The sequence below is a fragment of the Vogesella fluminis genome, assembly GCF_014652335.1.
In the GTDB taxonomy this organism is placed as follows: Bacteria; Pseudomonadota; Gammaproteobacteria; order Burkholderiales; family Chromobacteriaceae; genus Vogesella; species Vogesella fluminis.
The window spans coordinates 42,934-68,979 of record NZ_BMYP01000006.1 but is presented as its reverse complement, the minus strand read 5'-3'; the positions used below and the strand labels follow the sequence as shown (position 1 = coordinate 68,979).

Here is a 26,046-nt window from a genome sequence, read left to right as displayed (position 1 = left end):
CCAACCCGGGTGCACCATGAAAAATGCCCTGCAAGGAACAGGGCATTGGCAGCGCCGGCGACGGGCGGGGCGATCAGCCGATGCGCATGCCCGGCTGGGCGCCGTCGTCGGCATCCAGCAGGAACAGGCCTCCGTTGTCCTCCATGCCGGAGGCGCACACGATCATGCCCTGCGACACGCCGAAGCGCATCTTGCGCTCGGCCAGGTTGGCGACCACGATCACCTTGCGGCCAACCAGCGCTTCCGGCTGCTGATACGCCGCGCGGATGCCGGAGAAGATGTTGCGCGTCTCGAAGCCGAGGTCGACGGTGAACTGCAGCAGCTTGTCGGAACCGTCGACAAAGTTGCAGGCCAGCACCTTGCCGACGCGCAGGTCGAGCCTGGCAAAGTCGTCGATCTTGATGGTGTCGGCCAGCGGCTCGTAGTTGGCCGCAGCGGCCGGGGCTTGGGTTTCCATGCTTTGCTTGTTCGCTTCGATGAGTTTTTCCACCAGCAGCGGGTCGATGCGCTGCATCAGGTGCTGGTACGGTTTGATGGTGTGGCCCAGCAGCAGCTGCTGCGCGTCCGCCCACTGCAGCGGCGCCACGTCGAGGAAGGCTTCCACGCCTTCGGCCAGCTTCGGCAGCACCGGCTTGAGATAAATGGTCAGCAGGCGGAAGGCGTTGATCAGCACGCTGCACACTTCGTGCAGGCGCGCGTCCTGCCCTTCCTGTTTGGCCAGCTCCCACGGCTTGTTGGCATCGACGTAGCCGTTGACGATGTCGGCGATGGCCATGATCTCGCGCAGCGCCTTGGCGTACTCGCGCGCCTCGAAGGCGGCGGCGATGTTCTCCGCCTCGTGGGCGATATTGCCCAGCAGGCGGGTTTCGTCCTCAAGCTTGGCCGTCAGCTGGCCGCCGAAGCGCTTGCTGATGAAGCCGGCGGCGCGGCTGGCGATGTTGACGAACTTGCCGACCACGTCCGAGTTCACGCGGGCGACGAAGTCACCCAGGTTGAGGTCGATGTCCTCGATGCGGCCGTTGAGCTTGCCGGCGATGTAGTAGCGCATCCATTCCGGATTGAGGCCGCAGTCGAGGTAGCTCTTGGCGGTGATGAAGGTGCCGCGCGACTTGGACATCTTGTGGCCGTCCACGGTCAGGAAGCCGTGCGCGAACACGCCGGTCGGCGCGCGGTAGCCGGCGAAGTGCAGCATCGCCGGCCAGAACAGCGCATGGAAGTACAGGATGTCCTTGCCAATGAAGTGGTACATCTCGGTCTTGCTGTCCGGCTTGAACCACTCGTCGAAATCGATGCCGGTGCGGTCGCACAGGTTCTTGAAGCTGGCCATGTAACCGATCGGCGCGTCCAGCCACACGTAGAAGTACTTGCCTGGCGCGCCGGGGATCTCGAAACCGAAGTACGGCGCATCGCGGCTGATGTCCCAGTCCTGCAGCCCGCCTTCGATCCACTCGTTCATCTTGTTCAGCGACTCGGCCTGCAGGTGGGCCTGGCTGCCGCCGTCACCGCGCAGGCTGCTGCCGCCGGTCCAGTCTTCGAGGAAGCCGGTGCACTCGCCGAGGCGGAAGAAGTAGTGCTCGGAGGTCTTCAATACCGGCTTGGCGCCGGACACCGCCGAGTACGGGTTTTTCAGTTCGGTCGGGCTGTAGGTGGCGCCGCACTTCTCGCAGTTGTCGCCGTACTGGTCGGCCGCGCCGCACTTCGGGCATTCGCCCTTCACGAAGCGGTCCGGCAGGAACATGTTCTTTTCCGGGTCGTACAGTTGCTCGATGGTGCGGCTGGCGATCTTGTCGTTGGCCTTCAGCGCCAGGTAGACCTGCTCGGAGAACGCCTTGTTTTCCGGGCTGTTGGTGCTGTAGTAGTTGTCGTAGCCGATGTGGAAGCCGCTGAAATCGGCCAGATGCTCGGTATTCACGCGCTCGATCAGCTGCTCCGGGGTGATGCCCTGCTTTTCCGCGGCCAGCATGATCGGGGTGCCGTGGGTATCGTCGGCACAGACGTAGTAGCACTCGTGGCCACGCATCTTCTGGAAGCGCACCCAGACATCGGTCTGGATGTGTTCAACCATGTGCCCCAAGTGGATGGCGCCGTTGGCGTACGGCAGTGCGCTGGTAACCAGAATCTGGCGTTTAGTCATGAAATGCATCCCGATAAGCAATACGAAACCGTCGATTATAACGACAAAGGTTGGCCGCAACAGCGTTGCGGCCAACCTTTATAAGCCGTGTGCGCGAAACATCAGGCTGCCTGCACCACCGGCGCCGCGCGCAGCTTCATCGCGTGGCGCACCCGCGGCCGCGCCACCAGCACGAACAGCAGCGAGGTCAAGAGCGACATCAGCGCGAAGCCGATCATGCCGCCGGCGATATAGGCGTGGCGGAACAGCTCGATGCCGAGCGCGTAGCCGGCCATCGACAGCATGCTCATCGCCGCCGACACCGTGCCCTTGCTCACCGTGCTGGCCATCAGCGCGAAGCGGTACAGCACCGCAAACGACAGCCCCTCGCCGAACGCCATCAGGCTCATGCCGGCCACCATATAGATGTGCGGCACAGAGCTGAACTGGATGCCGCACAGCATCAGCACCAGGCCGCCGACGATGGGCCACATGCCCAGCAGCACCGAGCGCCCCAGCGCCAGGCGCTCGGTGAGCAGCACCAGCGCGAAATTGCCGGCGATCAGGCCGCCGAACACCGGCAGCTGCCACAGGCCGTACTCGACGGTGCTCATGCCCAGGTCTTCCACCAGCAGCACCGGCGACAGCGCGATCCAGCCCATCAGCGGCATCGCCAGCAGCGGGATGCACAGCAGCGACAGCACGAAGCGGCGGTCGGCCAGCAGCGCCAGGTAATCGCCGCCCATGCGGCGCAACGGTGCGCGCGTGCGGCCAACGTTGACCGTTTCCGGCATCTTCCACCACAGCCCGAGCAGCGCCAGCAGCGACACGCCGGCGATGAACAGGAAGCAGCTGCGCCACGGCGCGAACTCGATCAGCGCGGCGCCGGCCAGCGGGCCGACCATCGGCGCGATCAGCGCCACGTTGGCCATCAGCGCGGTGACCTTGACCGCGGTCTTTTCCTCGAACGCCTCCTGCACCGCGGCGTAGCCGACGGCATTGATGAAGCACAGCCCGACGCCCTGCAGCACGCGCAGCGCCATGAAGGCCTCGATCGAGCTCACCAGATAGGTGGCGAGGCAGGCGATGATGAAATACACCACCCCGCCCAGCAGCACCGGGCGGCGGCCGATGCGGTCGGACAGCGGCCCGGTCAGCCACGGCATCAGCGCGCCGCCGAGCAGGAAGGCGGTCATCGCCATCGGCACCCACTCGATGCCGACGCCGAACTCCTGCACCACGCGCAGCATCGCCGGCTGCGCCATGTCGTTGGCGATGTAGACCGCAAATTCAAACAGCACCAGCGCCAGCGGGAACAACATCCGCGCCGGGGTCAAACGGGAAATCTTGGTGAATTCAGACAAAACGTAACCTCGGAAAAACCACAGCGGCGCAGTCTGCCACCCTGCGCCGGTTCAGAAAAAAGGCGTCGATTCTACGCCGAATCAGTCACTTGCACCAGCCAATCTGCCCACACCGCCGCCATGACAAAAAAGTAGGCGCCACGCTGCGTCCAAGGTTGGCCGCAAGCACGGCCGACGGCGGCATGCACGACGCCGGCGCAGCGCTTATCATGGCGGCTGCGGCCAAAACGGCGGGCAAGCCTGTTCGCCCGCGGCAAACCCGATTAAAATAGTCGGCTATTCATCCCGCTCAAGATCACCATCATGCTTTCCCGACTCGGCAAACTGTTTGGCGTCCAAGGCGACGCCGCTTCCTGGACTACTGACATGGCCCTGACCGACACCGACATTCTCGATGCCATCGCCGACCTGATCGACGAGGACACCCACAAGCCCTACCGCAAAGGCGTCAGCGTGCAGCAAAACGATGCCGCCCACCTCAATGTGCGTGTGGCCCTGCCCTACCCGGCCAAAAGCCGCTTCGCCGCCATCGCCGAGCTGTTCCGCGAGCGGCTGGCGCCGCTGGCCGGCGAGCGCAAGCTGAGCATCGACGTGGTCAGCGAGATCACCAGCCACTCGGTACAGCGCGGCGTGCCGCTGCTGCCGGGGGTGAAGAACATCATCGCGGTGTCGTCCGGCAAGGGCGGCGTCGGCAAATCCACCACTGCGGCCAACCTGGCACTGGCGCTGGCGGCGGAAGGCGCCTCGGTCGGCATTCTGGACGCCGACATCTACGGCCCGTCGCAGCCCTTGATGATGGGCCTGCAGGGCCAGAAGCCGGAGGTGATCGACGGCAAGCTGGTACCGCTGCCGGCGCACGGCGTGCAGACGATGTCGATCGGCTACCTGGTCGACGAGGACCAGGCGATGGTATGGCGCGGCCCGATGGTGAGCCAGGCGCTGCAGCAGCTGCTCAACGACACGCTGTGGAACGAGCTGGACTATCTGGTGATCGACATGCCGCCGGGCACCGGCGACATCCAGCTGACGCTGTCGCAGAAGGTGCCGGTCACCGGCGCCATCATCGTCACCACGCCGCAGGACATCGCGCTGCTGGATGCCAAGAAGGGGCTGAAGATGTTCGAGAAGGTCGGCGTGCCCATCCTCGGCATCGTCGAGAACATGGCCATGCACGTGTGCAGCAACTGCGGCCACGAAGAGCACATCTTCGGCCACGGCGGCGCCGAGCGGATGAGCGCGCAGTACGGCGTCGACGTGCTCGGCTCGCTGCCGCTGGATCTCTCCATCCGCCTGGCCACCGACGACGGCTGCCCGACGGTGGCGGCAGCGCCGGACAGCGCGCTGGCGGCACGCTACCAGCAGATCGCGCGCAAGGTGGCGGTCAAGGTCGGCGACAAGGCACGCGACTTCTCTGGTAAATTCCCGAAAATCGTCATCCAGAACAGTTAATCCCTCATGATCGGCATGTTTGATTCCGGCCTAGGCGGCCTTTCGGTGTGGCGCGAGCTCACCGCCCAGCTTCCCGACGAACCGGTGATCTACCTGGCCGATCAGGGCTACTGTCCCTACGGCGGGCGCAGCGACGACGAGCTGATCGCCCGCGCCGAGCTGATCGCCGACTACCTGCTGGCACAGAGCGCCACCCTGCTGCTGATCGCCTGCAACACCGCCACCAGCGCCGCGGCGCGGCACCTGCGGCTGAAGTATCCGACGCTGCCCATCGTCGGCATGGAGCCGGCGATCAAGCCGGCGGCGCTATCGACGCAGAGCGGCAAGATCGGCGTGCTGGCGACGCAGGCCACGCTGCGCGGCGAGAAATTCCGCCAGCTGGCGGCGCAGCTGCACGACCACGCCGAGATCTACAGCCAGGCCGGCACCGGCTTTGTCGAGCTGGTGGAAAGCGGCGAGCTGGACAGCGACAACGCCCGGCGCACCGTCGGCGCGGCGCTGGCGCCGCTGCTGGCGCACAACGTCGACCACGTGGTGCTCGGCTGCACCCACTATCCGTTCCTGGCGCCGCTGATCCGTGAGCAGCTGCCGCCGCACATCGACATCATCGACCCCACCGACGCCGTGGTGCGCCAGACGCTGCGCCTGCTGCAGCACCACCAGTGCCGCAGCGGCCCGCAGACTCCGCCGCAGTACCGCTTCGTTACCACCGGCGACGATCACAGCATGCAGCAATTCCTGCGGCAGATCCTGCAGCGCGACGACCGCGTCGAGACCCTACTGCCGGCCTGATATTGCGGCGGACATTGCGGCCAACGTTGGCCGCAGCGCAGCACGCACCAATAGCGCACATCAGTCCGCACCAAATCAAGGCAAACGCCGCCCTCCACACCAGCAGCCGGCGCAAGGCATCGTCATGACGCCTTGATGCACAAGGCTGGCGCCCGCTGGCACCCTTTTTGCAAGAAAGCGCCCCAATCACAGGCATTCGTATCCGCAGCGCGCCGTGCTGCACCACGGATACGCACCATTGGAGCGCAGGCATGACGCAAACAAGTGCAAACGACGTACTGTTCTTACTGATCGGGGCCATTCTGGTGCTGGCGATGCACGCCGGCTTCGCCTTTCTGGAGCTGGGCACCGTGCGCAAGAAAAACCAGGTCAACGCCCTGGTCAAGATCCTGACCGACTTCGCCATCTCGGCGCTGGCCTACTTCTTTGTCGGCTACGGTGTCGCCTACGGCGTGCACTTCTTCAGCGATGTCAGCCACATCAGCCAGGCCAACGGCTATGAGCTGGTGAAGTTCTTCTTCCTGCTGACCTTTGCCGCCGCCATCCCCGCCATCGTCTCCGGCGGCATCGCCGAGCGCGCGCGCCTGCACCCGCAATCGGCGGCCACCTTCCTGCTGGTCGGCCTGGTGTACCCGTTTTTCGAGGGCATCGTGTGGAACGGCCACTTCGGCATCCAGGACTGGCTGGCGGCCAACTTCGGCGCGCCCTTCCACGACTTTGCCGGCTCGGTGGTGGTGCACGCCGTCGGCGGCTGGATCGCGCTGGCGGCAGTGCTGCTGCTCGGCGCCCGCCGCGGCCGCTACACCAAGGAAGGCCGCGTCAGCGCCCACCCGCCGTCGTCCATCCCGTTCCTGGCGCTGGGCGCCTGGATCCTGATCGTCGGCTGGTTCGGCTTCAACGTGATGAGCGCGCAGAAGGTCGGCGGCATCTCCGGCCTGGTGGCGGTCAACTCGCTGATGGCGATGGTCGGCGGCACGCTGACCGCGATGTGGGCCGGCCGCGACGACCCCGGCTTCATCCACAACGGCCCGCTGGCCGGACTGGTGGCGGTGTGCGCCGGCTCCGACGTGATGCATCCGCTGGGCGCGCTGGTCACCGGCGGCGTCGCCGGCGCCATGTTCGTGTACCTGTTCACCCTCACGCAAAACCGCTGGAAGATCGACGACGTGCTCGGCGTGTGGCCGCTGCACGGCCTGTGCGGCGCCTGGGGCGGCATCGCCGCCGGCCTGTTCGGCCAGCACTGGCTGGGCGGCGCCGGCGGCGTCAGCCTGACCTCGCAACTGATCGGCACCGCGGCCGGCGTCGGCATCGGTTTTGGCGGCGGCTATCTGGTGTACGGCGTGCTGAAAAAAGTGGTCGGCATCCGCCTCAGCGACGAGGAGGAATTCAACGGCGCCGACCTGTCCATCCACAACATCACCGCCACCCCGGAGCGGGAGAGCAACTGGTAGGTGATAGTGATAGGAAACAATTAAATCTGTCGGGCTTGAATACATAAAAGGGAGCAGGGCTCCCTTTTTTCATTTTCCACATCCACAAGAGGTGCTACTTTAGCGGATAGGGTTAAGCAGTGCCGGCTTACCGAATTCTGCCAGTTTGCCCCCCGACTTCTCGAAGTAGCTACGCCAAAAAGTTTCTAGTGATTGCATGGTGATGGGGTCGCGATAGACTCCTTTTATCTGTTTCTTGTCTTCGATAATCATGCCGGCACCAATAACGTAGACCCGCGTACCGGCAAAATTGCCGAGCAGTTTTTCACGCTCGGCCTTGGCCAGCTCTGCGGTCGGGTCAAGTTTGCGCACAGTGCGTTTGGCATAAAAACTCGACACACTGGAATTCTCCAACATATCTGAAACCAGCAGTAGTACACGATTTTTCGCACCGGACTGGGCGATACGACCAGAAATTTCCTTCAGGCTGGCCAGCACGTCAGATTTGACAAAACTGTCCGAGCTGTTGCCCAGCGCCCGCTGCAGATGCTTACCCAGCAGCTGACCAGCATAACGTTGCTGACCGGCCATGCAGGCGTCGAACTGGCTGAGTGTCTTATTGCCAGTGTCATCGCGAACTGTAGCAGGCAAGTTCTTCTCCAGTTCACCGCGACTGAGCATGTTCAGGTAGTTACCCTGACTGTAGGCCGAAAAGGTAAACAGGCTATAGGCGCTGCCGGGCTTCATCTGTGCGCCAATGATCTCAATCACTTGCCGTTTGAGGTTGTCATCCAGTGGTGTCGTCTGGTCAATGGCGACAAACAGTTCCAACGCGGGAGCTGGCGACGGATTAGCCAGATTGTTGGCCTGGTAGCAGCTCGGAATGTCGTTGATGACTCCGGCACTGGCATTCAGAGCGACACCCATCGCAGCAATGAGCAGGGGCTTGTGTGTTAGTTTCATGGCTAGTCCAGCAGGGAGTCCAGTTCGGCGTCGCGTTTTGCCTTTTCGGCGGCTTCAGCGGCCTTACGCTGCTTGATGCGGGCGATAACTTCATCGGTGACCCCTCCCGGCAGGCTGTCTAGCCATGCTTTTTTCGCTTGTTTGTCGCTGATGCTGTCCAGTATTTGCAAGGCTTCATCAGCGCAGACAGTCTGACTGTCTGCTTGCGCCGTGGCCGAGCTTACCGGTGCAACTGCCGGTGTGGCCACAGGGGCTGCTGTAGCTGGTGCAGCGGCAGTGGGTGCAACGGCTATGCTGGTGACTTGCAGTGCCGCAGCAGTGGCCGGGCTGGCATCAGCTTTCGGCACAGGCTGGTGGAATTCAGCCTTGCTCTGGCGATCTTCCAGCAGGTAATCGCGGAAGGTCTTTTCGGTTTTGCGATCGCCGTTGATGGCGTTGGCCGCCATCTTCTGCTGCATGCTTTGCAGCATGGCCTGGGCGGCGTCGATGCGCGGGTCGTAGTAAGCAATGAACTCTTCATAGGTGGCAAAGCCGCGAGTGGCTTCGAAAGCACTCTTGCTTTCCTTGCCAGCAAAGCCCCACTTGTAACCGGCAAACATACCGACGATCTGGGTCACGACAAAGATGATGGCAAGGGTGAGGAAGCCAGCTATGCTTCCGCTCTTCATTGCATCCTGGCTATCGGCAATACCTTGTTGTTGCGCTGCTTTCTGCGAGTCGGCAACTTCGTTCGGAATCACCAGCCCTTCACTGCCGGCAGCACCTGTGGCAAACGGATTGCCATTAGCGGCACCCTGTTCGCTTACACCCATGGTTTGCTCGGTTTGATGCTCTACGAAATCAAAGTAGCGCTGCCCAGTGGAAAGAACGGCAATACCGGTAATAGCTATCACAGCAATAATGACCATTGCATAGCTGTAATTGCGGCCGACTCTGGCCAGAACCTGTACGTAGTCCGGTAGCTCGTCGTCCTTGTACTGGTCGTCCTGCAGACCGAGGCCGATACGCGACAGGTCAGGCTTAGGGTTGGCCTGCGCCCAGCCGATCAGGCTGCGCTTGACCAGACTGGTGCGGTAGAGCTGATGGCCTGCGGCATGGGTGATGAAGGCAAGAATGGTGGCCAGCACGAATACGATGGCCCACATCAGCAGGTTATGCGTATTGGCACTACCTTCACTATTCAGTATCTTGGCGAGCATGTAGGAGAACCCTAGGCCCTCTGCCGCGACCAGTACCACCATGATCAGCATGATGATCAACGGGGTCGGCGTGCGGCCGTTGTCTTCGGCCTTGCGCAGATATATCTGGTATTTCTCGAACTCTTCACGCGATTTAAAGTGGATGAACCTTTTGTAGTCCTTGCATAGGGTACGTTCGGCATTGAACCAGCCAGATTGCGAGGCTTGTGAGTGGTCTTTGCTCAGGCGGTGGGCCTTGCCAATAATGGGTATGCCGTACCAGAAATTCATCCACCAGAAGTCGATTTGCTGGCGGTAGGCGAAGTACACCGCAATCATGATGGCGGTACCAATGCCGTAGAGAATCAGTTGCAGATTGGCTGCAATCAGTTCGCTCATATTAACTCCCTAGTTTGTTTTGACTTAAAGTGTGCGCCGCCCTGGGGCGGGCGGCGGGAAACCGATATGCAGGTTGTAATCAGGAGCCAACGATCTTCGGGACATAAGAGGCACGGTACAGACCATCCGGCTTTTTCTGGTAGACATAGCCGCCGCGTGCGGCAAAGGGCGGACTGTATGGCAGTACAAGATCAATACACTGCAGGCCGGAGCCATGATTGACAAACACGCGGTACAGCAGACCCTTGCTGCCACGGTAGGTATTGACCCGCGGCGTCAGCCGTACTGCCGCTTTGGCGTTCGCGTTATTCTGGTAGTTTGGGTAAACCAACAGCTCGGGCAGGCGGGCAATCTGAGCATCCTGGCGTAGCACAGCCAACTTGTTCAGTGCCACCAGATGACCATTGACCTTTTCAACCCAAGAGGTGTTGTAGAGACCGGGCATATAGTCGCTGGTAGCGTAGGTCTTGCCTGTGATGAGCACTTTTACCTGACCGCTAACGCGTGGCCGGTCACCCGCACAGTTACCAGCCAGTGGCACATCATCGGCCCACGCTTTACTGATAAAACCACCGGTATTGGTAACTGTCATACGGCCAAAATCCAGCTCGACACTTTTGCCACTCACCGGGTTACCCCCAAAATCCAATCCGGTCTTGCCACTGGTCTGACTAACGTTTTCACTATTACTGGCGGGTAGTGTCACTATGGTTACGGGCTGAGTCACCTTGCCTATTGCCACTTTCCCTGCTTTTCCGGTTGGCGGTATAGCAGGCGTGTTCTCGACCTCTCTGCCAACCACCACTGCTACCGGTTTGTTCTTGCCGGCAGCTTTGCCGTCTGTCTTTGCCTGGTCATTTGTACCAAGAATTTTGCCGGTGTTTGCCAGCGTTTCATTGCCGGCCTTCTTGTTATCAGATGGCTTAACTGTGGCCTGGCTATTATCCGGCTGCTTACTATTATTCCGCTCTGGGTTTTCGTTGCGGTAAAACTCGTAGCGTGGCGTGCGGGTTTCGAGATAGGTGCGGAAACGGTTTTCGTCACCCAACTCTACCAGTTCAACACGACGGTTTTGCGCGCGGCCACTATCCACTCGGTTGTCTGCTACTGGAAAAATTTCGCCGGCACCCTGATAGTACAGCATGTATTCCGGGATGCCGTAACGTGACAGAAAGCGTGCCACGGCTCGTGCACGGCGCTCAGACAGCACGGCATTGAAAGCCGAACTGCCAGTGTCATCGGTATGGCCGATCAGCAGTAGTTTTCTTTGCAGTGCCAATTTTTTCAGATCAGCACGTTTGCTGGTGTCAATTTCCTCTTCGCCTACCCGCTCAGGATTGTAAATACGGGCCAGTTCAACGAAATACTGTTCGGCTCGGCTGGTCAGCTTGTCCGAACCGGGCTGAAAATGGCCACCGTGGTTTTCTTTGTCGGTAATGCTGATGGTAACACCGAGGATGCTATCTTCGATTTTGCTGCTTTTATCCGCTTCGACCAGTTCGCCGTTATTATTGATGGTGCTGACTGTCAATTCAAGCTGGTGCCTTTGCGCCAACTTAGCCAATTCGCAGCGTTTCTTGTCCATGCTATAGCCAATCAGGCCACCAACTGCACCACCTAAGACACTGCCAATTAGTGCACTATTCTTTTTGTTGTTGCCAGCATAGTGACCAAGGAGAGCCCCGCCGATCGTGCCCACGGCGATACCGATATTACGGCTGGTATTGGCGCATGGATCGTCACTGACAAAAGGATTGGCGATACCGTTTTTGCTTCTACCTCCTTGCGGTGAGGCACAACCAGCCAGCAAACTGGTGATGACAAGAGACAGGGCAGAGGTGCGGAATACACTCTTCAGTTGCATTATTAGACCTCATGCATATGAGCAGTGAAATATCAAACCAAACTTCACTTAAGAATTGACACAAAATTGCATTTGGCAACACATTTTGCATTTTATTGATATTAGATACTACTTTCGTATGGCTTTCAAGGCGCTGTGGCACAAATCAGCAGGGTACAAGAGTTTGGTAAGCATGGCGGCATGGCCAAGCCCATTCATGCGGCAGATTCAAATTTTGTGTAATGCCCGCAATATGATTTCTATCCATGACTACCTACCCAGCCACGCCCCTGCCGCCACACACCCAACAGCAGCCCGTTTACCAAAGCCAGTTTCATCTTCCGCCCTCTCTGTCCGGATGCGCCGGCGCGCGCGCCAGCTGGCGGTAAAGCTGCCAGCCGGCCACCGCGCCGCAGGCGGCCAGCGCGTACCAGATGACGACCGGCGGTGTGCTGCCCGCCGCCCCCAGCAGGCTGCCGATCAGCACGTTACCCAGCAGCGCCACCACGCCGCCCAGGCTCGCGTAGAAGCCGTAGTAGCTGCCCAGCCGGCCCGGCGTGGCGTAGTGCGGCAGGTGGGCCGAGAACAGCGGGTAGCACAGGATGGAACCCAGCGACAGGCAGCCCGCCAGCAGCAAGGTGGCCGGTACCGGCCATGCGGCCAACCACGGGATGGCCAGGTAGCTGCAGCCCATCAGCCCCAGTCCCAGCCCCATCGCGCGTGCGACGCCCAGCCGCCGCTGCACCAGTTGCGTCGCCGGCAGTTGCAGGGTGACGCCGATCAACGCGGTGACGGTAAACACGCTGCCCAGCAGGCCGGTGGCGTGCTGCTGGCTGTGGATGAAGGCCGGCACCGCCAGATACAGCTGGTGGAACAGCAGCGAGTAGGCGCTGGCGCACAGCGAAAAGCGCAGGAACGGCCGGTTGTGCACGATGGTGCGCCACTGCGCGGTGACGCTCGCGGAGGCCGGCGCCGGTCGGGCCGGCTCCTGCCGTTCCTGTCCATGTCGTGCCTGCTGCGGTGGCAGCATGCGCCATTGCAGCCAGGTCAGCAGCAGGAACACGCCGCCGGACACCACGCCGGTGACGGCGTAATCCAGGCGGGTGAGCAGCATGCCGAGCAGCGGCCCCAGCAGCATGCCGGCCTCGCTGGCGAGGTTGTGCAGGGCAAAGGCCTGCTGGCGCTGGCCCGCGCTGCGGCATTCGGCGGCCAGGTAGGCCTGGGCGCAGGGGGTGAACAGCGCGCCGGCAAAGCCGGTAAGAAAGGCGGCCAGCAACAGCAGCGGCAGGTGTTCGGCCCAGCCCAGCAGCGCAAAGCCCAGGCTGCGGATCAGGCAGCCCCACACGATGGCCGGACGGTAGCCGATGCGGTCGCCCAGCGTGCCACCCAATAGAAACAAGCCCTGCTGGCTGAACACGCGCATGCCCATCACCAGCCCGGCGGCCCAGCCGGCCAGCCCCAGCGTGCCGCCCAGGTGCTGCGCCAGGTAGGGCATCATCATGTAAAAGCCGAGGTTGAATGCCAGCCCGTTGGCCACCAGCAGGCGGGCGGCCGGGCTCAGTTCGCGCCAGCCGTGCAGGCTGGCCTTCAGTGCCGCCAATTAGCGTACCTTGCCCAACAGCTCGTCGATGCGCTGGCTGTTGCTGTACATGCGGCCCTTCTGCGCCAGCATCCTGTCGCTGGCGGCCTGCTTGTTGACGGCCTCGCCCACCTGTATCAGCCCGATCATGCCCATCATCAGGTGTGGCGGGCAGATGTAGAAGTACAGGCCGGGCTGCTGCAGGGTCACGGTAAACGGCTGGTCTTCGGCGCTGTTCCACGGCGTCACGCCATCAGGCGTGGTCAGGCTGCGTACGTAGTGGCCGCTGTTTGTCGGCTCGAAGCGTACGCTGTCGCCAGCCTGGGCGTGGACGAAGGCCGGCTCGAATACCATGGTGGCGCCGTCGCTGCCGATATTGAGCATGCGGATCACGTGTTCGGCGGCGCTGGCCGGCAGGCTCAGGCAGAGGCCTGCGGCCAACGTTAGCAGGGTACGGGTGAGGTAAGTCATGCGGTAAGGCTCGCTTGTCGTAGGGTTCGGATATAGGGTTTACCGTCGCGGTCCTGGTGGATGTCCACCGGCACGCTGTACAGGCGGTGGATCAGCGCCGCATCCAGCACTTCGGACGGCGGGCCGAAGGCCTGCAGCGTGCCGCCGGCCAGCACGATCAGCCGGTCGGCAAACTGCGCCGCCAGGTTCAGGTCGTGCAGCACCACCAGACTGACCCAATTCTTGGCGCGGGTCTGGTGGTGCAGATGCTCCATCAGTTGCAACTGGTGTTGCAGGTCGAGCGCGCTGACCGGCTCATCCAGCATCATGATTTGCGGATCGCGCAGCAGCACCTGTGCAAACAGCACCATCTGGCGCTGGCCGCCGCTGAGCGAGTGCATGGCGCGGTCAGCCAGATGGGCGATGCCCAGCGCCTGCAGCGCCGACAGCGCGGCCAGGATGTCATCATCGGACAGGCGCATGCTCAGGCTGTCGAGGCGGCCCAGCACCACCACCTCCAGTACGCTGAGATCCAGCTCCAGCTGGATGTTTTGCGGCATGTAGCCGAACTGGCGGCGCCAGCTGGCACCGTGCAGCCGCGACAGCGTGTGGCCGCCGAAGCGGATCTCGCCCTGCTGCAGCGGCAGCTCGCCGAACAGCGCGCGCAGCAGGCTGGTCTTGCCGGTGCCGTTGGGGCCGATGATCACGTGCAGCTGGCCGGGTTGCAGTTGCAGGTTCAGCTCACGCACCAGCGACTGCTTGCCGATGGAGAGCGACAGGTTATCCAGTTCAAGCACGTTTGCGCCCTTTCCCCAGGATCAGCCAGATAAAGAACGGCACGCCGATGATGGCGGTGACGATGCCGATGGGGAACAGCGCCCCGGGGATGATGGATTTGGACATCACCGACGACACCGACAGCATGCAGGCGCCGCACAGCGCCGACAGCGGGATCAGGAAGCGCTGGTCCTCGCCGATCAGCATGCGCGCGATATGCGGCGCCACCAGCCCGATGAAGCCGATGATGCCGACGAAGCTGATGGCGGTTGCCGTCATCAGCGCCACCAGTACCAGCGTCTTCAGCCGCAGCCGGGAAACGTCCACGCCCAGGCTGCGGGCACGGGCTTCGCCCAGCCGCAGGCAGGTCAGCTTCCACGCATCGCGGTACAGCAGCAGCGCACAGACCACGGTCACCACTGCGGTAATCAGTAGTGAATCCCAGGTACTACGCATCAGGCTGCCGAACAACCAGAACACGATCTGCTGGTTGAGTTCGGGCGAGGACAGGAACTGCAGCAGCGACAGCAGCGACTGGAACAGGAACAACAGCGCGATCCCGGCCAGGATGATGGTCTGGCTGCTCACGTGCTGCATCAGCGCCAGACCGAACAGCAGGCCGGCGGCCAACATGCAGCATACGAAGGCGCCAACGGGGATGGCGATCAGCGGCGGCAGGCCGAAACCGCCGCTGATCAGCGCCAGTGCCGCGCCGAAACCGGCAGCGGCGGCCAGGCCCAGTGTGAACGGGCTGGCCAGCGGGTTGTCGAGCAGGGTCTGCATCTGCGCGCCGCCAAGACCCAGGGCCGCGCCGACCACCAGCGCCATCAGGGCAATCGGCAGGCGCATGTCCATGACAATGGCGCGGGTCATCGCGTCGGCCTCACCGGGCGACAGCAGCGTGGCGGCGACCTCGCGCAGCGAGAGCAGCGACGGGCCGGTGGCCACATCCAGCAACAGGCTGGTCATGATCAGGACAATGAACAGCAATAAAAAACGCCAGCGGCGGTGTTCACGCTGCCGCTGGCGGGTAAGCGCCGTATGCAGCGCAGTGGTATCGGTCATGAAAACTGTCCGTGAAACAATGGCAAACGGGCAGGCGGCTTGCGGCCAACCTGCCCGGCAGGAAAACCGGGCTTACATGCCAGCGGTAAAAGTACCGCCGGCAGCAACCGGCAGATAACGCTTGTAGAAGTTCAGATAATTGGCCTCCGGATTCATATCCTTGAACAGGCTGGGGTATAGCGCCTTGGCCATGAACTGCACCATGGTGTAATCCAGCACGGTACGCGAGGCGCCTTGGTACACGCCGTACACACGCTTGTTCCGGACGGCAGGCAGGCTGCTCCAGCCGCTACGCTGTGTAAAACCTTGCAGGCGCTGGCTGGCCACCGTGCGATCCACACCCTGCCCCAGCAGCATGGAGGTCGGGTTCTTGGTGGATTCGGTACCGGCGATGAACACTACTTCCGGCTGCGCAGCCAGTACCTTTTCCGGGTTCATCGGCCCGTACCACTCCACGAATGGTGCGGCGATGTTGTCGCCACCGGCCAGGCTGCCCAGCGGCCCCCACATGCCTTTGCCATAGCTGAAGCTGTACTCGGCCGGGCCCTTGTTGCCGAACTCCACATAGAAACGCGGCTTGGGCAACTTGGCCTTGGCGATGCGGCCTTGCACCTGCTCGACCGCGTGCTTGTATTCGTCGGCGATCTGCCGCGCACGTTTTTCCTCGCCGGCAATCTTGCCCAGCAGTACGGTGCTGGCGTAATGGTTGGCCGGCAGCTCCATGTTGTAATCCACCACAACCACCGGCAGACCGGCGTCTTCCAGGCGTTTCACATCCGGACCCAGACCCTTGTACTGCCAGTCGGCCAGCACCACTACATCCGGCTTCAGTGCCAGCACTTTTTCGACCGAGAAGGTCTGCACCTCCACCTCGCCCACATCGGCCACCGTTTTCAGTGACGGACGTTTGGCGGTAAACAGCGACCAGTTCGCCGGGCGCCAGCCTTCCCAGGCTTCACGCGAGATGCCCACCACCTTGTCGAAGGCTTTCTCGCCGCCGATCGCCATGTAGTCCTCGAAGTAGAACGCCAGCACCACGCGCTTGGCCGGCAGATCCACTTTCACCTGGCGTCCGAGCACGTCTTTTACGGTTTGCGGTGCGGCGTGGGCGGCGGCAGGCAGCACCAGCGCCAGAGCAAAAAATAGAGGGCCGAGCTTGGGAAGGCATTTCATGGCTTCATCCTGTACGTACGATTAACTAAAGATGCGAATTATTCTTGTTTATTCAATGGTAATCAATCATCATTATCAGAAAGCATAAAAAAAGCTGCTTTCTTCCACGCCACAGTGCCATCCATAAAAAATCATGCCCCGATTTCCAGAATACACGGCACGATCCGGAGCACCGAACAGCTGACCACCGGACAAACACCAGCCCTGCTCCTTTATCCATGTCGATGCATTGGCAGCCCGGAAGTACAAGACCGGGACTGTCCGGCCTGCCATCGGCAGCGGCGCAAGCCTTGACTTTGCCAACATGATTAGTAATGATTTTTGTTTTTATTAATCATCAAGGATACGCATGTCCTGGTTAAAGACGCTAAGCCGTACGTCGATGGCACTCGCCTTGTGCACCACCGCAACCCTGGCCATGGCCAAACCCGTGGTGGTCGAAGACGTACTCGGTCGCAAAGTAAAGATTGACGCCCCCGCCAAGCGCATCCTGCTTGGCTTTTACATTGAGGATTTCTTTGCGGTCGGCGGCGACAAATCATTCGACCGCGTAGCCGGCATGTCCCGCGGCTGGTTCGTGAAATCACGCCCGGCTTGCTGGCCATGTACGTGGCCAGCAAGCCGCAACTGGCACGCGTACCCGATGTAGGCAATGTGCAGGACCAGACCTTCTCGGTGGAAAAAGCCCTCGCCACCAAGCCCGACGTGGCGATTCTGGCGGACTGGCAGTACAAGGCACTGGGGGCGGACCTCGCGCGACTGGAAAGCGCCGGCATCCCCGTGGTGGTGATCGACTACAACGCGCAGACGCTGGAGCGGCACCTGGCCAGCACCCGCGTGCTGGGCGAGGTCACCGGCGAGACGGCGCGGGCGCAGCGCATCGCCGCCGACTACCGCCAGGTGGTGGACACCATCACCCAGCGCGTTGCCAAAGCCAAACGGCCGCAACCGCGCGTGTACATCGAGCTGGGCGACAAGGGCCCGGCGGAGTACAGCTACACCTACGGCAAGAACATGTGGGGCGCCATGGTGCAGCTGGCCGGCGGCAACAATGTCGCGGCGCCGTTCGTGGAGTCGTGGGGCGCCATCCACCCCGAGCAGCTGATGGCCAGCAAGCCGGAGGTGATCCTGATTGCCGGTTATGAGAACGTGAGCAGCCCGACCGCGATGCAGATCGGCCAGGCCATCCCGGCCGGCAACGTGCAGCAGCGCCTGAAAGGCTTCACCCAGCGCGCGGGCTGGGCCGGACTGCCGGCCGTGAAAAACGGCCGCGTCCATGCCGTGTACCACGGTGCCACCCGCAGCATCATGGATGCGGCGCTGCTGCAGTACCTGGCCAAGACGCTCTACCCCGACCTGTTCAAGGACCTGGACCCGACGGCCACCTACCTGGGCTTCTACCAGCGCTACCTGCCGATCCGCCCGCAGGGCACCTTCATGCTGGGCATCAACGGCAGCGACAAGCCCTGAGCGGATATCTGCAGACTTCAATGCCGGGCCGGTATGGCCGGCATTCTCAGAGCACGCACACGACAGGCATGCCGTACAAAAAGCTGCACCGCCGGTGGGTGCGACACCATGTCGCAGGCATTGCGGCCAACCTTTGCCGATAATGCGCGCTTTGCCGCCATCCGGAGCACCCCATGCTTAGCCCCATCCCCCGCATCCTGCTGGCCACCCTGTGCCTGCTGCCTGCCACCACCCTGCTGGCCAAACCGGTCATGTTCACCGATGTCACCGGCCGCGAAGTCACCGTCGACGCCCCGGCCAAGCGCGTGGTGCTGGGCTTCCATTTCGAGGAGTTCACCGCCATCGCCGGCGCCAAGGCGTGGCAGAACGTGGTGGGCATCAGCAAGACCGGCTGGGCCGGCTGGCGCACCGGCAACTGGACGCGCTATGCGGAAGCGATTCCGCAGTTGAAGAACATGCCGGATGTGGGCTTTACCGACGACAACAGCTTCAGCGCCGAAAAAGTGATCGCGCTGAAGCCCGACGTGCTGATCCTGCCGGAATGGGGCTACAAGACACTGGGCCCGGCTGCGCAGCAATTGAGCGCCGCCGGCATCCCGGTGGTGGTGGTGGATTACAACGCGCAGACGCTGGAACGCCATCTGGCCAGCACTCGCGTGCTGGGCAAGGTGATGGGCGCCGACCAGCGCGCCGAAGAGCTGGCCCGCCTGTACCAGCAGAAATACCAGGACGTGATGGCCCGCATCGCCCGCGCCAAGGCCAGCGTCAAACCCAGGGTCTACGTGGAGCTGGGCCGTGACGGTGCCGACGCCATCGGCAATACCTACCGCGACACCATGTGGGGCCAGATGCTGGACAACCTGGGTGCCGACAACCTCGCCAACGGCCGCATCACCGCCAACTGGGGCCCGCTGAACCCGGAAGCCGTGCTGGCGGCCAAGCCGGAGCATGTCATCATCGCCGGCTCCTCGTGGCAGAACCGCCCCAAGGCGGTAAAGCTGGGCTACGCCTCGGACGACGCCACCGCCCGCGCCACGCTGCTGCCGTACACCAGGCGCGCCGGCTGGGACACGCTGAAAGCCGTGCAGCAACAGCATGTGTACACGCTGGACCACGGCCTGGCCCGTACCCTCACCGACTACACCGCCATGCAGTTCATCGCCAAGCAGCTGTACCCGGCGCAGTTTGCCGACGTCAACCCGGTGGCCGAACTGCGCCAGTTCCACGAACGCTACCTGCCGGTGAAGTACAGCGGTAGCTGGATGGTGACGCTGAAACCATGAGTACCCTGAGCCTCGCCCTGCCCGCCGCCGGGCGCCGCCTGGCCCCGGCGGTGACCGGCCTGCTGCTGATGACCGGCCTGCTGTTGCTGTCGCTGCTGCTGGACGTGGCCAGCGGCCCGTCCATGCTGCCGCTGCGCGAGGTGGTTGCGGCGCTGACAGGCAGCACGGTCGAGCGCGGCACTGCCGTCATCGTGTGGGACATCCGGTTGCCGGTGGCGCTGATGGCGCTGCTGGTCGGCGCCGCGCTGGGCCTGTCCGGCCTGGTGATGCAGACCGTGCTGCACAACCCGCTGGCCAGCAGCTACACGCTGGGGGTGTCGGCCGGCGCCGGCTTCGGCGCTGCGCTGGTGATCGTGCTGGGCAGCACCTTGCCGCTGCCGGAAACAGTGGCGGTGCCGCTGGCGGCCTTCCTGTTTGCCGGCATTGCCTGCAGCGCAGTGCTGGGCATCGGCTACGCCAAGGGCGGCCAGGCCGACAGCTATGTGCTGGGCGGTATCGCGCTGCTGTTCCTGTTCCAGGCGCTGCTGTCGCTGCTGCAGTACCTGGCCTCGCCCGAGGCGCTGCAGGCCATCGTGTTCTGGCTGTTCGGCAGCCTGTACAAGGCCAGCTGGCCCAAGCTGGCACTGGTGGCGGCAGTACTGGCGCTGTGCCTGCCGCTGCTGCTGCGCGATGCCTGGCGCTTTACCGCGCTGGGCCTGTCCGACGAGCGCGCGCTGAGCCTGGGCGTCAACGTGCCGGTACTGCGCTGGCGCGCGCTGGCCATCGTGTCACTGCTTACCGGTGCGGCAGTAGCCTTTGTCGGTACCATCGGTTTTGTCGGGCTGATCGCCCCGCACATCGCGCGCTTCCTGCTGGGCGAAGACCAGCGCCTGCTGCTGCCCGGTGCCGCGCTGTGCGGCGCGCTGCTGCTGTCGTTATCGTCGCTGCTGGGCAAGTGGCTGTCGCCGGGTGAGCTGATCCCCATCGGCATCGTTACCGCCACCGTCGGAGTGCCTTTCTTCCTGCTGCTGGTGATGCGCAGCAAACCGGGAGCCTGGTAATGCTGCACGCTCAACACCTGCATGTCAGTCTGGGCCGTCAGACGGTGCTGCAAGACATCTCCTTCGAGGCCCGTCCGGGCGAAGTCACCGCCCTGCTCGGCCCCAACGGCAGCGGCAAGACCACACTGCTGAAAACCCTGGCCGGCCTGCTGCCGGCGCGCGGCCAACTGCAGTGGCAGGGCCGGCCGCGAAACCTGCAACACGGCGGCCAGCTGCACCCGTCCTGCGGCTACCTGCCGCAGGACTGCAGCACGCGCAGCCGGCTGACGGTGGAAGACGCGGTGCTGCTGGGCCGTCTGGGCACGCTGGGCTGGCGCGTCAGCACCGAACAACGCGAGGCGGTGCGGCAGCAGTTGGCCACACTGGGCCTGGCAGCACTGGCCGGGCGTCGCCTGTGCGAACTGAGCGGCGGCCAGCGCCAGATGGTGTTCCTGGCGCAGGTACTGCTGCGCGAACCCAGCCTGCTGCTGCTGGACGAGCCGATCAGCGCACTGGACCTGCAACATCAGGTGCAGGTGATGTGCACCGTGCGCGAACAGACCCGCGAACGCGGCCTTACCAGCGTGGTGGTGCTGCACGACCTCAATGCCGCGCTGGCCTATGCCGACTGCGTACTGTTGCTGCGACAGGGCCGGCTGGTGGCCACCGGCAATACCGTCGACATCCTCACCCCCGCCACGCTGGCACCGGTGTTCGGTGTGACCATCCATCAGGCACACACCGCCACCGGACACAGCGTGCTATGCCCGCACACCGGCTGATATCGCCACCACCCCCCGTTTGATGCCCTGCCCGGCCACAGCTTGTGCGCCGGGCGGCTGTCTTTGCTGCGACTTTGCGTCCCTGTTGCAGTGCGTCAAACCACTCTTGCCAAATAAAATGTTACTGTATATCATTGCCATCACAAACAATTCTCGATAAGACCAGAAATCAGCCATGCACCCTCTGCGATCCCCTCTGCTTACCGGCAGCCTGCTGCTGGCCATCGGCCTGTCTGCCCAGGCCAAACCGCTGAACCTGATCGGGCCGTGGGAAATCCACAGCCTCGACCCGTCCTCCAGCAGCGGCATCCTGTTCAGCCGCCTGCAGATTGCCGAAACCCTGGTCGATGCCGATAACCTGGGCACGCTCAAGCCTGGTCTGGCCAGCCGCTGGCAAGCCAGCAGCGACCAGCTGAGCTGGCGCTTCACGCTGCGCGACGGCGCGCGCTTCCACGACGGCAGCGCGGTAACCGCGGCCAACGTGGTGGTGGCGCTGGAACGCGCGCGCAAGAAGCCCGGCATGCTGGAGAACGCACCCATCAGCGCCATCCTCGCCGACGGCAAGGACGTGGTGGTGGTGCTGGGCAAGCCGTTCGCGCCGCTGCCGGCGGTATTCGCCCACAGCCATACCCAGGTGCTGGCGCCCGCGTCCTACGCCGCCGACGGCAGCGTGACGGGCATCATCGGCAGCGGCCCCTACCGCGTTACCCGGCTGCAGCTGCCGCAGCGGGTGACGGTGCAGGCCTTTGCCGGCTGGCAGGGCAGGAAACCGGCCATCACGGATGCCAGCTACCAGGCCATCGGCCGCGCCGAAAGCCGCAGCCTGATGGCCGAAAGCGGCCAGGCCGACATCGCCTTCGGCCTGGACCCGGTCAGCATTGCGCGCCTGAAAAGCAGCCCGCGCGTGAGCATCGTGTCCGCCACGCTGCCGCGCGCGATCCAGATCAAGTTCAACGCCGGCCACAAATGGCTGAACAGCCCGGCCATGCGTCTGGCCATCAGCCAGAGCATCAACCGCCAGGCCATCGCCACCGCGCTGCTGCGCGATCCGGAGATGGCGGCCAGCCAGCTGTTCCCGCCGACCATGCAGGCCTGGCACCAGGCCACGCTGCCGGCGCTGGCCTACCAGCCCGAGCAGGCCCGCCGCAGCTTTGCCGCGCTGGGCTGGAAACCCGGCGCCGACGGCCAGCTGGTGCGCAACGGCGAGCGTCTGGCGCTGACGCTGCGCACCTACCCCGACCGCCCGGAGCTGCCGCTGCTGGCCACCGCGCTGCAAGACCAGCTGCGCCAGGCCGGCATCGCGGTGCAGGTGAAGGTCGGCAACTCCAGCGACATCCCGGCTGCACACAAGGACGGCACGCTGGAGCTGGCGCTGTACGCGCGCAACTACGCGCTGGTGCCGGACCCGCTGGTGACGCTGCTGGGCGATTTCACCGACGACGGCGCCGACTGGGGGGTGATGAAGTGGCAGAACGCCGCGCTGTCGCAGCAGTTGGCCGCACTGGGCCGGGGCGGGCTGAGCGCGCCACAGGCCGCGGCGGCGCGGCTGAAGGTGGCCGCCGTCCTGCAGCAGCAGTTGCCGGTGCTGCCGGTGGCCTGGTATCGCCAGAGCGCGGCGGTGAGCAAGGCGCTGCGCGGTGTCAGCCTGGACCCGCAGGAGCGCAGCTACCGCCTGAGCAGCATGAGCTGGGGGCGCTAAATGGACAGCGCACGTCAACGCGCGCTGGCGCGCATCTGCGGCCAACGTTTGCTGCAGGCCGCCATCGTCTCGCTGCTGGTCGCCGCGCTCTGCTTCCTGCTGGTGCAGCAATTGCCGGGCGACATGGCCTTCCGCATCGCTGCCGGCCGCTACGGCTATGACTACGTCGATGCCGCCGCCGCCGACGCGGTACGGCAGGAGCTGGGACTGGCGCGCCCGTCGTGGCAGCAGTTTGCCGGCTGGCTGGGCCAGCTGGCGCAGCTGCAGCTGGGGCAGTCGCTGGTCACCGGCGGTGCGGTGCTGGCCGAAATCGCCCACCACCTGGGCGCCACCGTCCAGCTGGCCGCCGCCAGCGTGGCGCTGGCGCTGGGCGTGGGCCTGCCGCTGGGCCTGGCCAGCGGCCTCGCTCCCGGCGGCTGGGCCGACCGGCTGACCCTGGGCTACAGCGTGCTGCTGCGCGCGCTGCCGCCCTTCCTGCTGGGCCTGATGCTGATGCTGGGGCTGTCGGTACAGCTGGGCTGGGCACCGGCCGCCGGCCACGGCGAGGGTGGCAACCTGCTGCTGCCGGCGCTGACGCTGGGGCTGGGCCTGTCCGGCCTCACCGCCCGCATCGTGCGCGACAGCGTGCTGGCGGTGGTGCAGGCCGACTACTACCGCTTTGCCCGCAGCAAGGGGCTGGCGCCGTGGCGGGTCTTCCTGCGCCACGGCCTGCGCAATATCGGCGTCACCGTGGTGGCCTACGCCGGGGTGCAGCTGATCCTGCTGATCGAAGGCGTGGTGGTGGTGGAAAGCCTGTTCGCCTGGCCCGGCGTCGGTCACGCGCTGGTGCACGCCATCTTCTGGCGCGACGTGCCGATGATCCAGGGCTGCACCCTGCTGCTGGCCTGGCTGTTCGTGCTGATGAATACCGCAACCGACCTGTTATGCCTGGCCATCGATCCGCGTGGCCCGGCGGAGTCCTGAATGACACCATTGACTTCCCGCGCCTGGCCGCAACGGCTGGGTTATCTATTGCTGGCCGCCGTGCTGCTGTTTGCGCTGGCCGGCCCGCTGCTGTGGCCGGACTACGCCGGCCAGCAGCTGATGCGCTTCCTGGAAACCCCCAGCCTGGCCGAGCCGCTGGGCCGCGACCAGCTGGGCCGCAGCGTGATCGCCCGCCTGGCCAGCGCCGCCCGCCTGTCGCTGTGGCTGGCCGGCCTGTGCGTGCTCAGCGCCGCGCTGCTGGGCTGCCTGCTGGGCGTGCTGTCGGCGTGGCGCGGCGGCTGGACCGATACCGTGCTGCGCGGCCTCGCCGACGGCGTGCTGGCACTGCCCGGCCTCTTGATCGTGCTGATTTTCTCGGCCATGGCACAGGGCGGTTTCCTCACCCTGTATATCGGCCTGGCCCTGGCGCAGTGGGTGGAATACTTCCGCATGACGCGGGCGCGCAGCCGGCTGCTGCTGGCCAGCCCGCACGTGGAGGCCTCGCGCCTGCTGGGCTTTGGTCCGGCCCATATCGTGCGCCGCCACCTGTGGCCGGAGCTGGCGCCCATGCTGCTGACCATGATGAGCTTCGGCCTCGCCACCGCCATCCTGGCGCTGTCGACGCTGGGCTTTGTCGGCGTCGGCATCCAGCCGCCCACGCCCGAGCTGGGCCTGATGATGACCGAGGCGCTGCCGCACTACAGCGAGGCGCCGCAACTGCTGCTGGCGCCGGTCGCCGTGCTGGCCCTGACCTTGGCCGCACTGGTGCTGCTGCGCCCGCTGGAGGTAAACTCATGAGCACGATCCACCTGCACGGCCTGGCCGTGTACCAGCAGCAACGCTGCCTGCTCAATCCGCTGGACCTCGACCTGCACCCCGGCGAGGCGCTGACCGTGCTGGGCGAAAGCGGCTCCGGCAAATCGCTGCTGGCGCACGCCATCATAGGCACCCTGCCCGCCGGCCTGCGCGCCGAGGGCGAGCTGCGCACCGACGGCCGCCGCTACCCGCTGCACGATGCGGCCAACCGCCGCCACCTGTGGGGCGAGCTGCTGGCCATCCTGCCGCAGGAGCCGGTCACCGCGCTGGACCCGACCATGCGCGTGCTGCCGCAGGTCGCCGAAGGCTGGCGCGGCGACGGCCACCTCGCCCGCGACGCCGCCCGCCGGCGCCTGGACCGCCTGGGGCTGCAGGCCGCGGAGCACCACTACCCGCACCAGCTATCCGGCGGCATGGCACAGCGCGTGGCCTTTGCCGCCGCCACCCTAGGCGGCGCCCGCCTGCTGCTGGCCGACGAGCCCAGCAAGGGGCTGGACAGCGCCGCCTGCGACACGCTGCGCCGCTTGCTGCAACAGCATCTGGACAGCGGTCAGTGCCTGCTCACCATCACCCACGACATCGCGCTGGCACGGGCGCTGGGCGGCCAGGTGCTGGTGATGCAGGGCGGCGAGGTGGTGGAGCACGGCCCCGCCAGCCGCATCCTGAGCCAGCCGCATCATCCGTATACGCTGGCACTGTTGGCCGCCGAGCCGCAAGCCTGGCCAGCCATCGCCCATCCGGCCGCCGGCGACTGGCTGCTGCAGGGCCGTGGCCTGGCCAAGGCCTACGGCAGTCAGCAGCTGTTCCGCGACGTGGACATCGACCTCGCCGCCGGCGAGCGCGTGGCGCTGCTGGCAGCCAGCGGCGCCGGCAAGAGCACGCTGGGCAATATGCTGCTGGGACTGACCGCGCCGGATCACGGCAGCGTGCGCTACCGCGACGGCCTGTCGCGCACCGCCTGGCAGAGGCTGTATCAGGACCCGGTGCAGGCCTTCGCCCCACACGTCCCGCTGCATACCGCGCTGCACGACGTGCTGAAGCGTTGCGGCCAACCTTGGTCCGCCCTGGAGGCGCTGCTACACCGGCTGAAGCTCGGCCCGGCACTGCTGCAACGCCTGCCCTCGCAGGTGTCCGGCGGCGAGCTGCAACGGCTGGCGCTGATCCGCACCCTGCTGCTGCGCCCGGCGCTGCTATTTGCCGACGAGCCCACCTCGCGGCTGGATCCGGTCACCCAGCGCGACACCGTGCACTGCCTGCTGGACGAACTGGCACGCATCGGCTGCGCCTTGCTGCTGGTCACCCACGACGCCGCGCTGGCGGACAAGGCCACCGTGCACCGGATCAGGCTGTAGCCCGGTATGCGGCCAACAGTGTGCCGGCCGGCGCCCCGGCCGTTTCGGCAGGAGCAACATCCGTGCAAACGGCGGGCACGGCCAGCC

At 64.4% G+C, this 26,046-nt stretch carries 22 protein-coding genes; 12 read left to right on the top strand and 10 right to left on the bottom strand.

Annotation, left to right across the window (positions count from 1 at the left end):
• Positions 1–73: 73 nt before the first annotated feature.
• Together metG and IE083_RS03415 are read right to left on the bottom strand one after the other, a co-directional pair.
• Entirely contained in the window at positions 74–2,134 is a 2,061-nt protein-coding gene (gene metG / locus IE083_RS03420) for a methionine--tRNA ligase (RefSeq protein ID WP_189352229.1), read from the bottom strand.
• A gap of 101 nt (positions 2,135–2,235) precedes the next feature.
• Entirely contained in the window at positions 2,236–3,477 is a 1,242-nt protein-coding gene (locus IE083_RS03415) for an MFS transporter (protein WP_189352228.1), read from the bottom strand.
• 366 nt (positions 3,478–3,843) lie between these two features.
• Between IE083_RS03415 and apbC the strand changes: the two genes are divergently transcribed.
• The 3 genes from apbC (at position 3,844) to IE083_RS03400 (ending at position 7,169) form a co-directional block, all read left to right on the top strand.
• Positions 3,844–4,926 carry an iron-sulfur cluster carrier protein ApbC gene (gene apbC / locus IE083_RS03410; RefSeq protein ID WP_189352227.1) on the top strand — a complete coding sequence of 361 codons (1,083 nt, stop codon included), beginning with the start codon at positions 3,844–3,846 and terminating at the stop codon, positions 4,924–4,926.
• A gap of 15 nt (positions 4,927–4,941) precedes the next feature.
• Positions 4,942–5,718: a glutamate racemase gene (gene murI / locus IE083_RS03405; RefSeq protein WP_229799582.1), complete on the top strand. Its 777-nt coding sequence runs from the start codon at positions 4,942–4,944 to the stop codon at positions 5,716–5,718.
• A gap of 251 nt (positions 5,719–5,969) precedes the next feature.
• A complete protein-coding gene (locus IE083_RS03400) occupies positions 5,970–7,169 on the top strand; it encodes an ammonium transporter (protein ID WP_189352225.1) in 1,200 nt (399 codons plus the stop codon).
• 99 nt (positions 7,170–7,268) lie between these two features.
• Here IE083_RS03400 and IE083_RS03395 read toward each other — a convergent pair whose 3' ends face one another.
• The 8 genes from IE083_RS03395 to IE083_RS03360 form a co-directional block, all read right to left on the bottom strand.
• Complete coding sequence (locus IE083_RS03395; RefSeq protein ID WP_189352224.1) at positions 7,269–8,111, bottom strand: hypothetical protein; 843 nt, start codon at positions 8,109–8,111, stop codon at positions 7,269–7,271.
• A 2-nt stretch (positions 8,112–8,113) separates the two neighbouring features.
• Positions 8,114–9,688 (bottom strand): hypothetical protein, encoded by a 1,575-nt coding sequence (locus IE083_RS03390; RefSeq protein ID WP_189352223.1) that lies wholly within the window; start codon positions 9,686–9,688, stop codon positions 8,114–8,116.
• 79 nt (positions 9,689–9,767) lie between these two features.
• Positions 9,768–11,552 carry an OmpA family protein gene (locus tag IE083_RS03385; RefSeq protein ID WP_189352222.1) on the bottom strand — a complete coding sequence of 595 codons (1,785 nt, stop codon included), beginning with the start codon at positions 11,550–11,552 and terminating at the stop codon, positions 9,768–9,770.
• 313 nt (positions 11,553–11,865) lie between these two features.
• Positions 11,866–13,131 (bottom strand): MFS transporter, encoded by a 1,266-nt coding sequence (locus tag IE083_RS03380; protein ID WP_229799581.1) that lies wholly within the window; start codon positions 13,129–13,131, stop codon positions 11,866–11,868.
• Entirely contained in the window at positions 13,132–13,581 is a 450-nt protein-coding gene (locus IE083_RS03375) for a plastocyanin/azurin family copper-binding protein (protein ID WP_189352221.1), read from the bottom strand.
• On the bottom strand, positions 13,578–14,357 hold the full coding sequence (locus IE083_RS03370; RefSeq protein WP_189352220.1) for an ABC transporter ATP-binding protein: 780 nt from the start codon (positions 14,355–14,357) through the stop codon (positions 13,578–13,580). The genes IE083_RS03375 and IE083_RS03370 overlap by 4 nt, the downstream gene beginning before the upstream one ends.
• Complete coding sequence (locus tag IE083_RS03365; RefSeq protein ID WP_189352219.1) at positions 14,350–15,402, bottom strand: FecCD family ABC transporter permease; 1,053 nt, start codon at positions 15,400–15,402, stop codon at positions 14,350–14,352. The genes IE083_RS03370 and IE083_RS03365 overlap by 8 nt, the downstream gene beginning before the upstream one ends.
• 72 nt (positions 15,403–15,474) lie before the next feature.
• Positions 15,475–16,575 carry an ABC transporter substrate-binding protein gene (locus IE083_RS03360; protein WP_189352218.1) on the bottom strand — a complete coding sequence of 367 codons (1,101 nt, stop codon included), beginning with the start codon at positions 16,573–16,575 and terminating at the stop codon, positions 15,475–15,477.
• A 349-nt stretch (positions 16,576–16,924) separates the two neighbouring features.
• Here IE083_RS03360 and IE083_RS15775 point away from each other — a divergent pair, with 349 nt between their 5' ends.
• The 9 genes from IE083_RS15775 (at position 16,925) to IE083_RS03320 (ending at position 25,959) form a co-directional block, all read left to right on the top strand.
• Positions 16,925–17,224, top strand: coding sequence for a hypothetical protein (locus IE083_RS15775; protein WP_229799580.1), 300 nt, complete (start codon positions 16,925–16,927; stop codon positions 17,222–17,224).
• Positions 17,179–18,045 (top strand): ABC transporter substrate-binding protein, encoded by an 867-nt coding sequence (locus IE083_RS03355; protein ID WP_229799579.1) that lies wholly within the window; start codon positions 17,179–17,181, stop codon positions 18,043–18,045. The genes IE083_RS15775 and IE083_RS03355 overlap by 46 nt, the downstream gene beginning before the upstream one ends.
• A 173-nt stretch (positions 18,046–18,218) precedes the next feature.
• Entirely contained in the window at positions 18,219–19,328 is a 1,110-nt protein-coding gene (locus tag IE083_RS03350) for an ABC transporter substrate-binding protein (protein WP_189352217.1), read from the top strand.
• Positions 19,325–20,368 (top strand): FecCD family ABC transporter permease, encoded by a 1,044-nt coding sequence (locus IE083_RS03345; RefSeq protein ID WP_189352216.1) that lies wholly within the window; start codon positions 19,325–19,327, stop codon positions 20,366–20,368. The genes IE083_RS03350 and IE083_RS03345 overlap by 4 nt, the downstream gene beginning before the upstream one ends.
• On the top strand, positions 20,368–21,129 hold the full coding sequence (locus IE083_RS03340) for an ABC transporter ATP-binding protein (protein ID WP_189352215.1): 762 nt from the start codon (positions 20,368–20,370) through the stop codon (positions 21,127–21,129). Before IE083_RS03345 ends, IE083_RS03340 begins: the two co-directional genes overlap by 1 nt.
• A 175-nt stretch (positions 21,130–21,304) precedes the next feature.
• Positions 21,305–22,828 carry an ABC transporter substrate-binding protein gene (locus tag IE083_RS03335; protein WP_189352214.1) on the top strand — a complete coding sequence of 508 codons (1,524 nt, stop codon included), beginning with the start codon at positions 21,305–21,307 and terminating at the stop codon, positions 22,826–22,828.
• Complete coding sequence (locus tag IE083_RS03330) at positions 22,829–23,791, top strand: ABC transporter permease (protein ID WP_189352213.1); 963 nt, start codon at positions 22,829–22,831, stop codon at positions 23,789–23,791.
• Positions 23,792–24,589, top strand: a complete 798-nt coding sequence (locus IE083_RS03325) for an ABC transporter permease (RefSeq protein ID WP_189352212.1) — start codon at positions 23,792–23,794, stop codon at positions 24,587–24,589.
• Positions 24,586–25,959 (top strand): ABC transporter ATP-binding protein, encoded by a 1,374-nt coding sequence (locus IE083_RS03320; RefSeq protein WP_189352211.1) that lies wholly within the window; start codon positions 24,586–24,588, stop codon positions 25,957–25,959. The genes IE083_RS03325 and IE083_RS03320 overlap by 4 nt, the downstream gene beginning before the upstream one ends.
• Positions 25,960–26,046 lie beyond the last annotated feature (87 nt).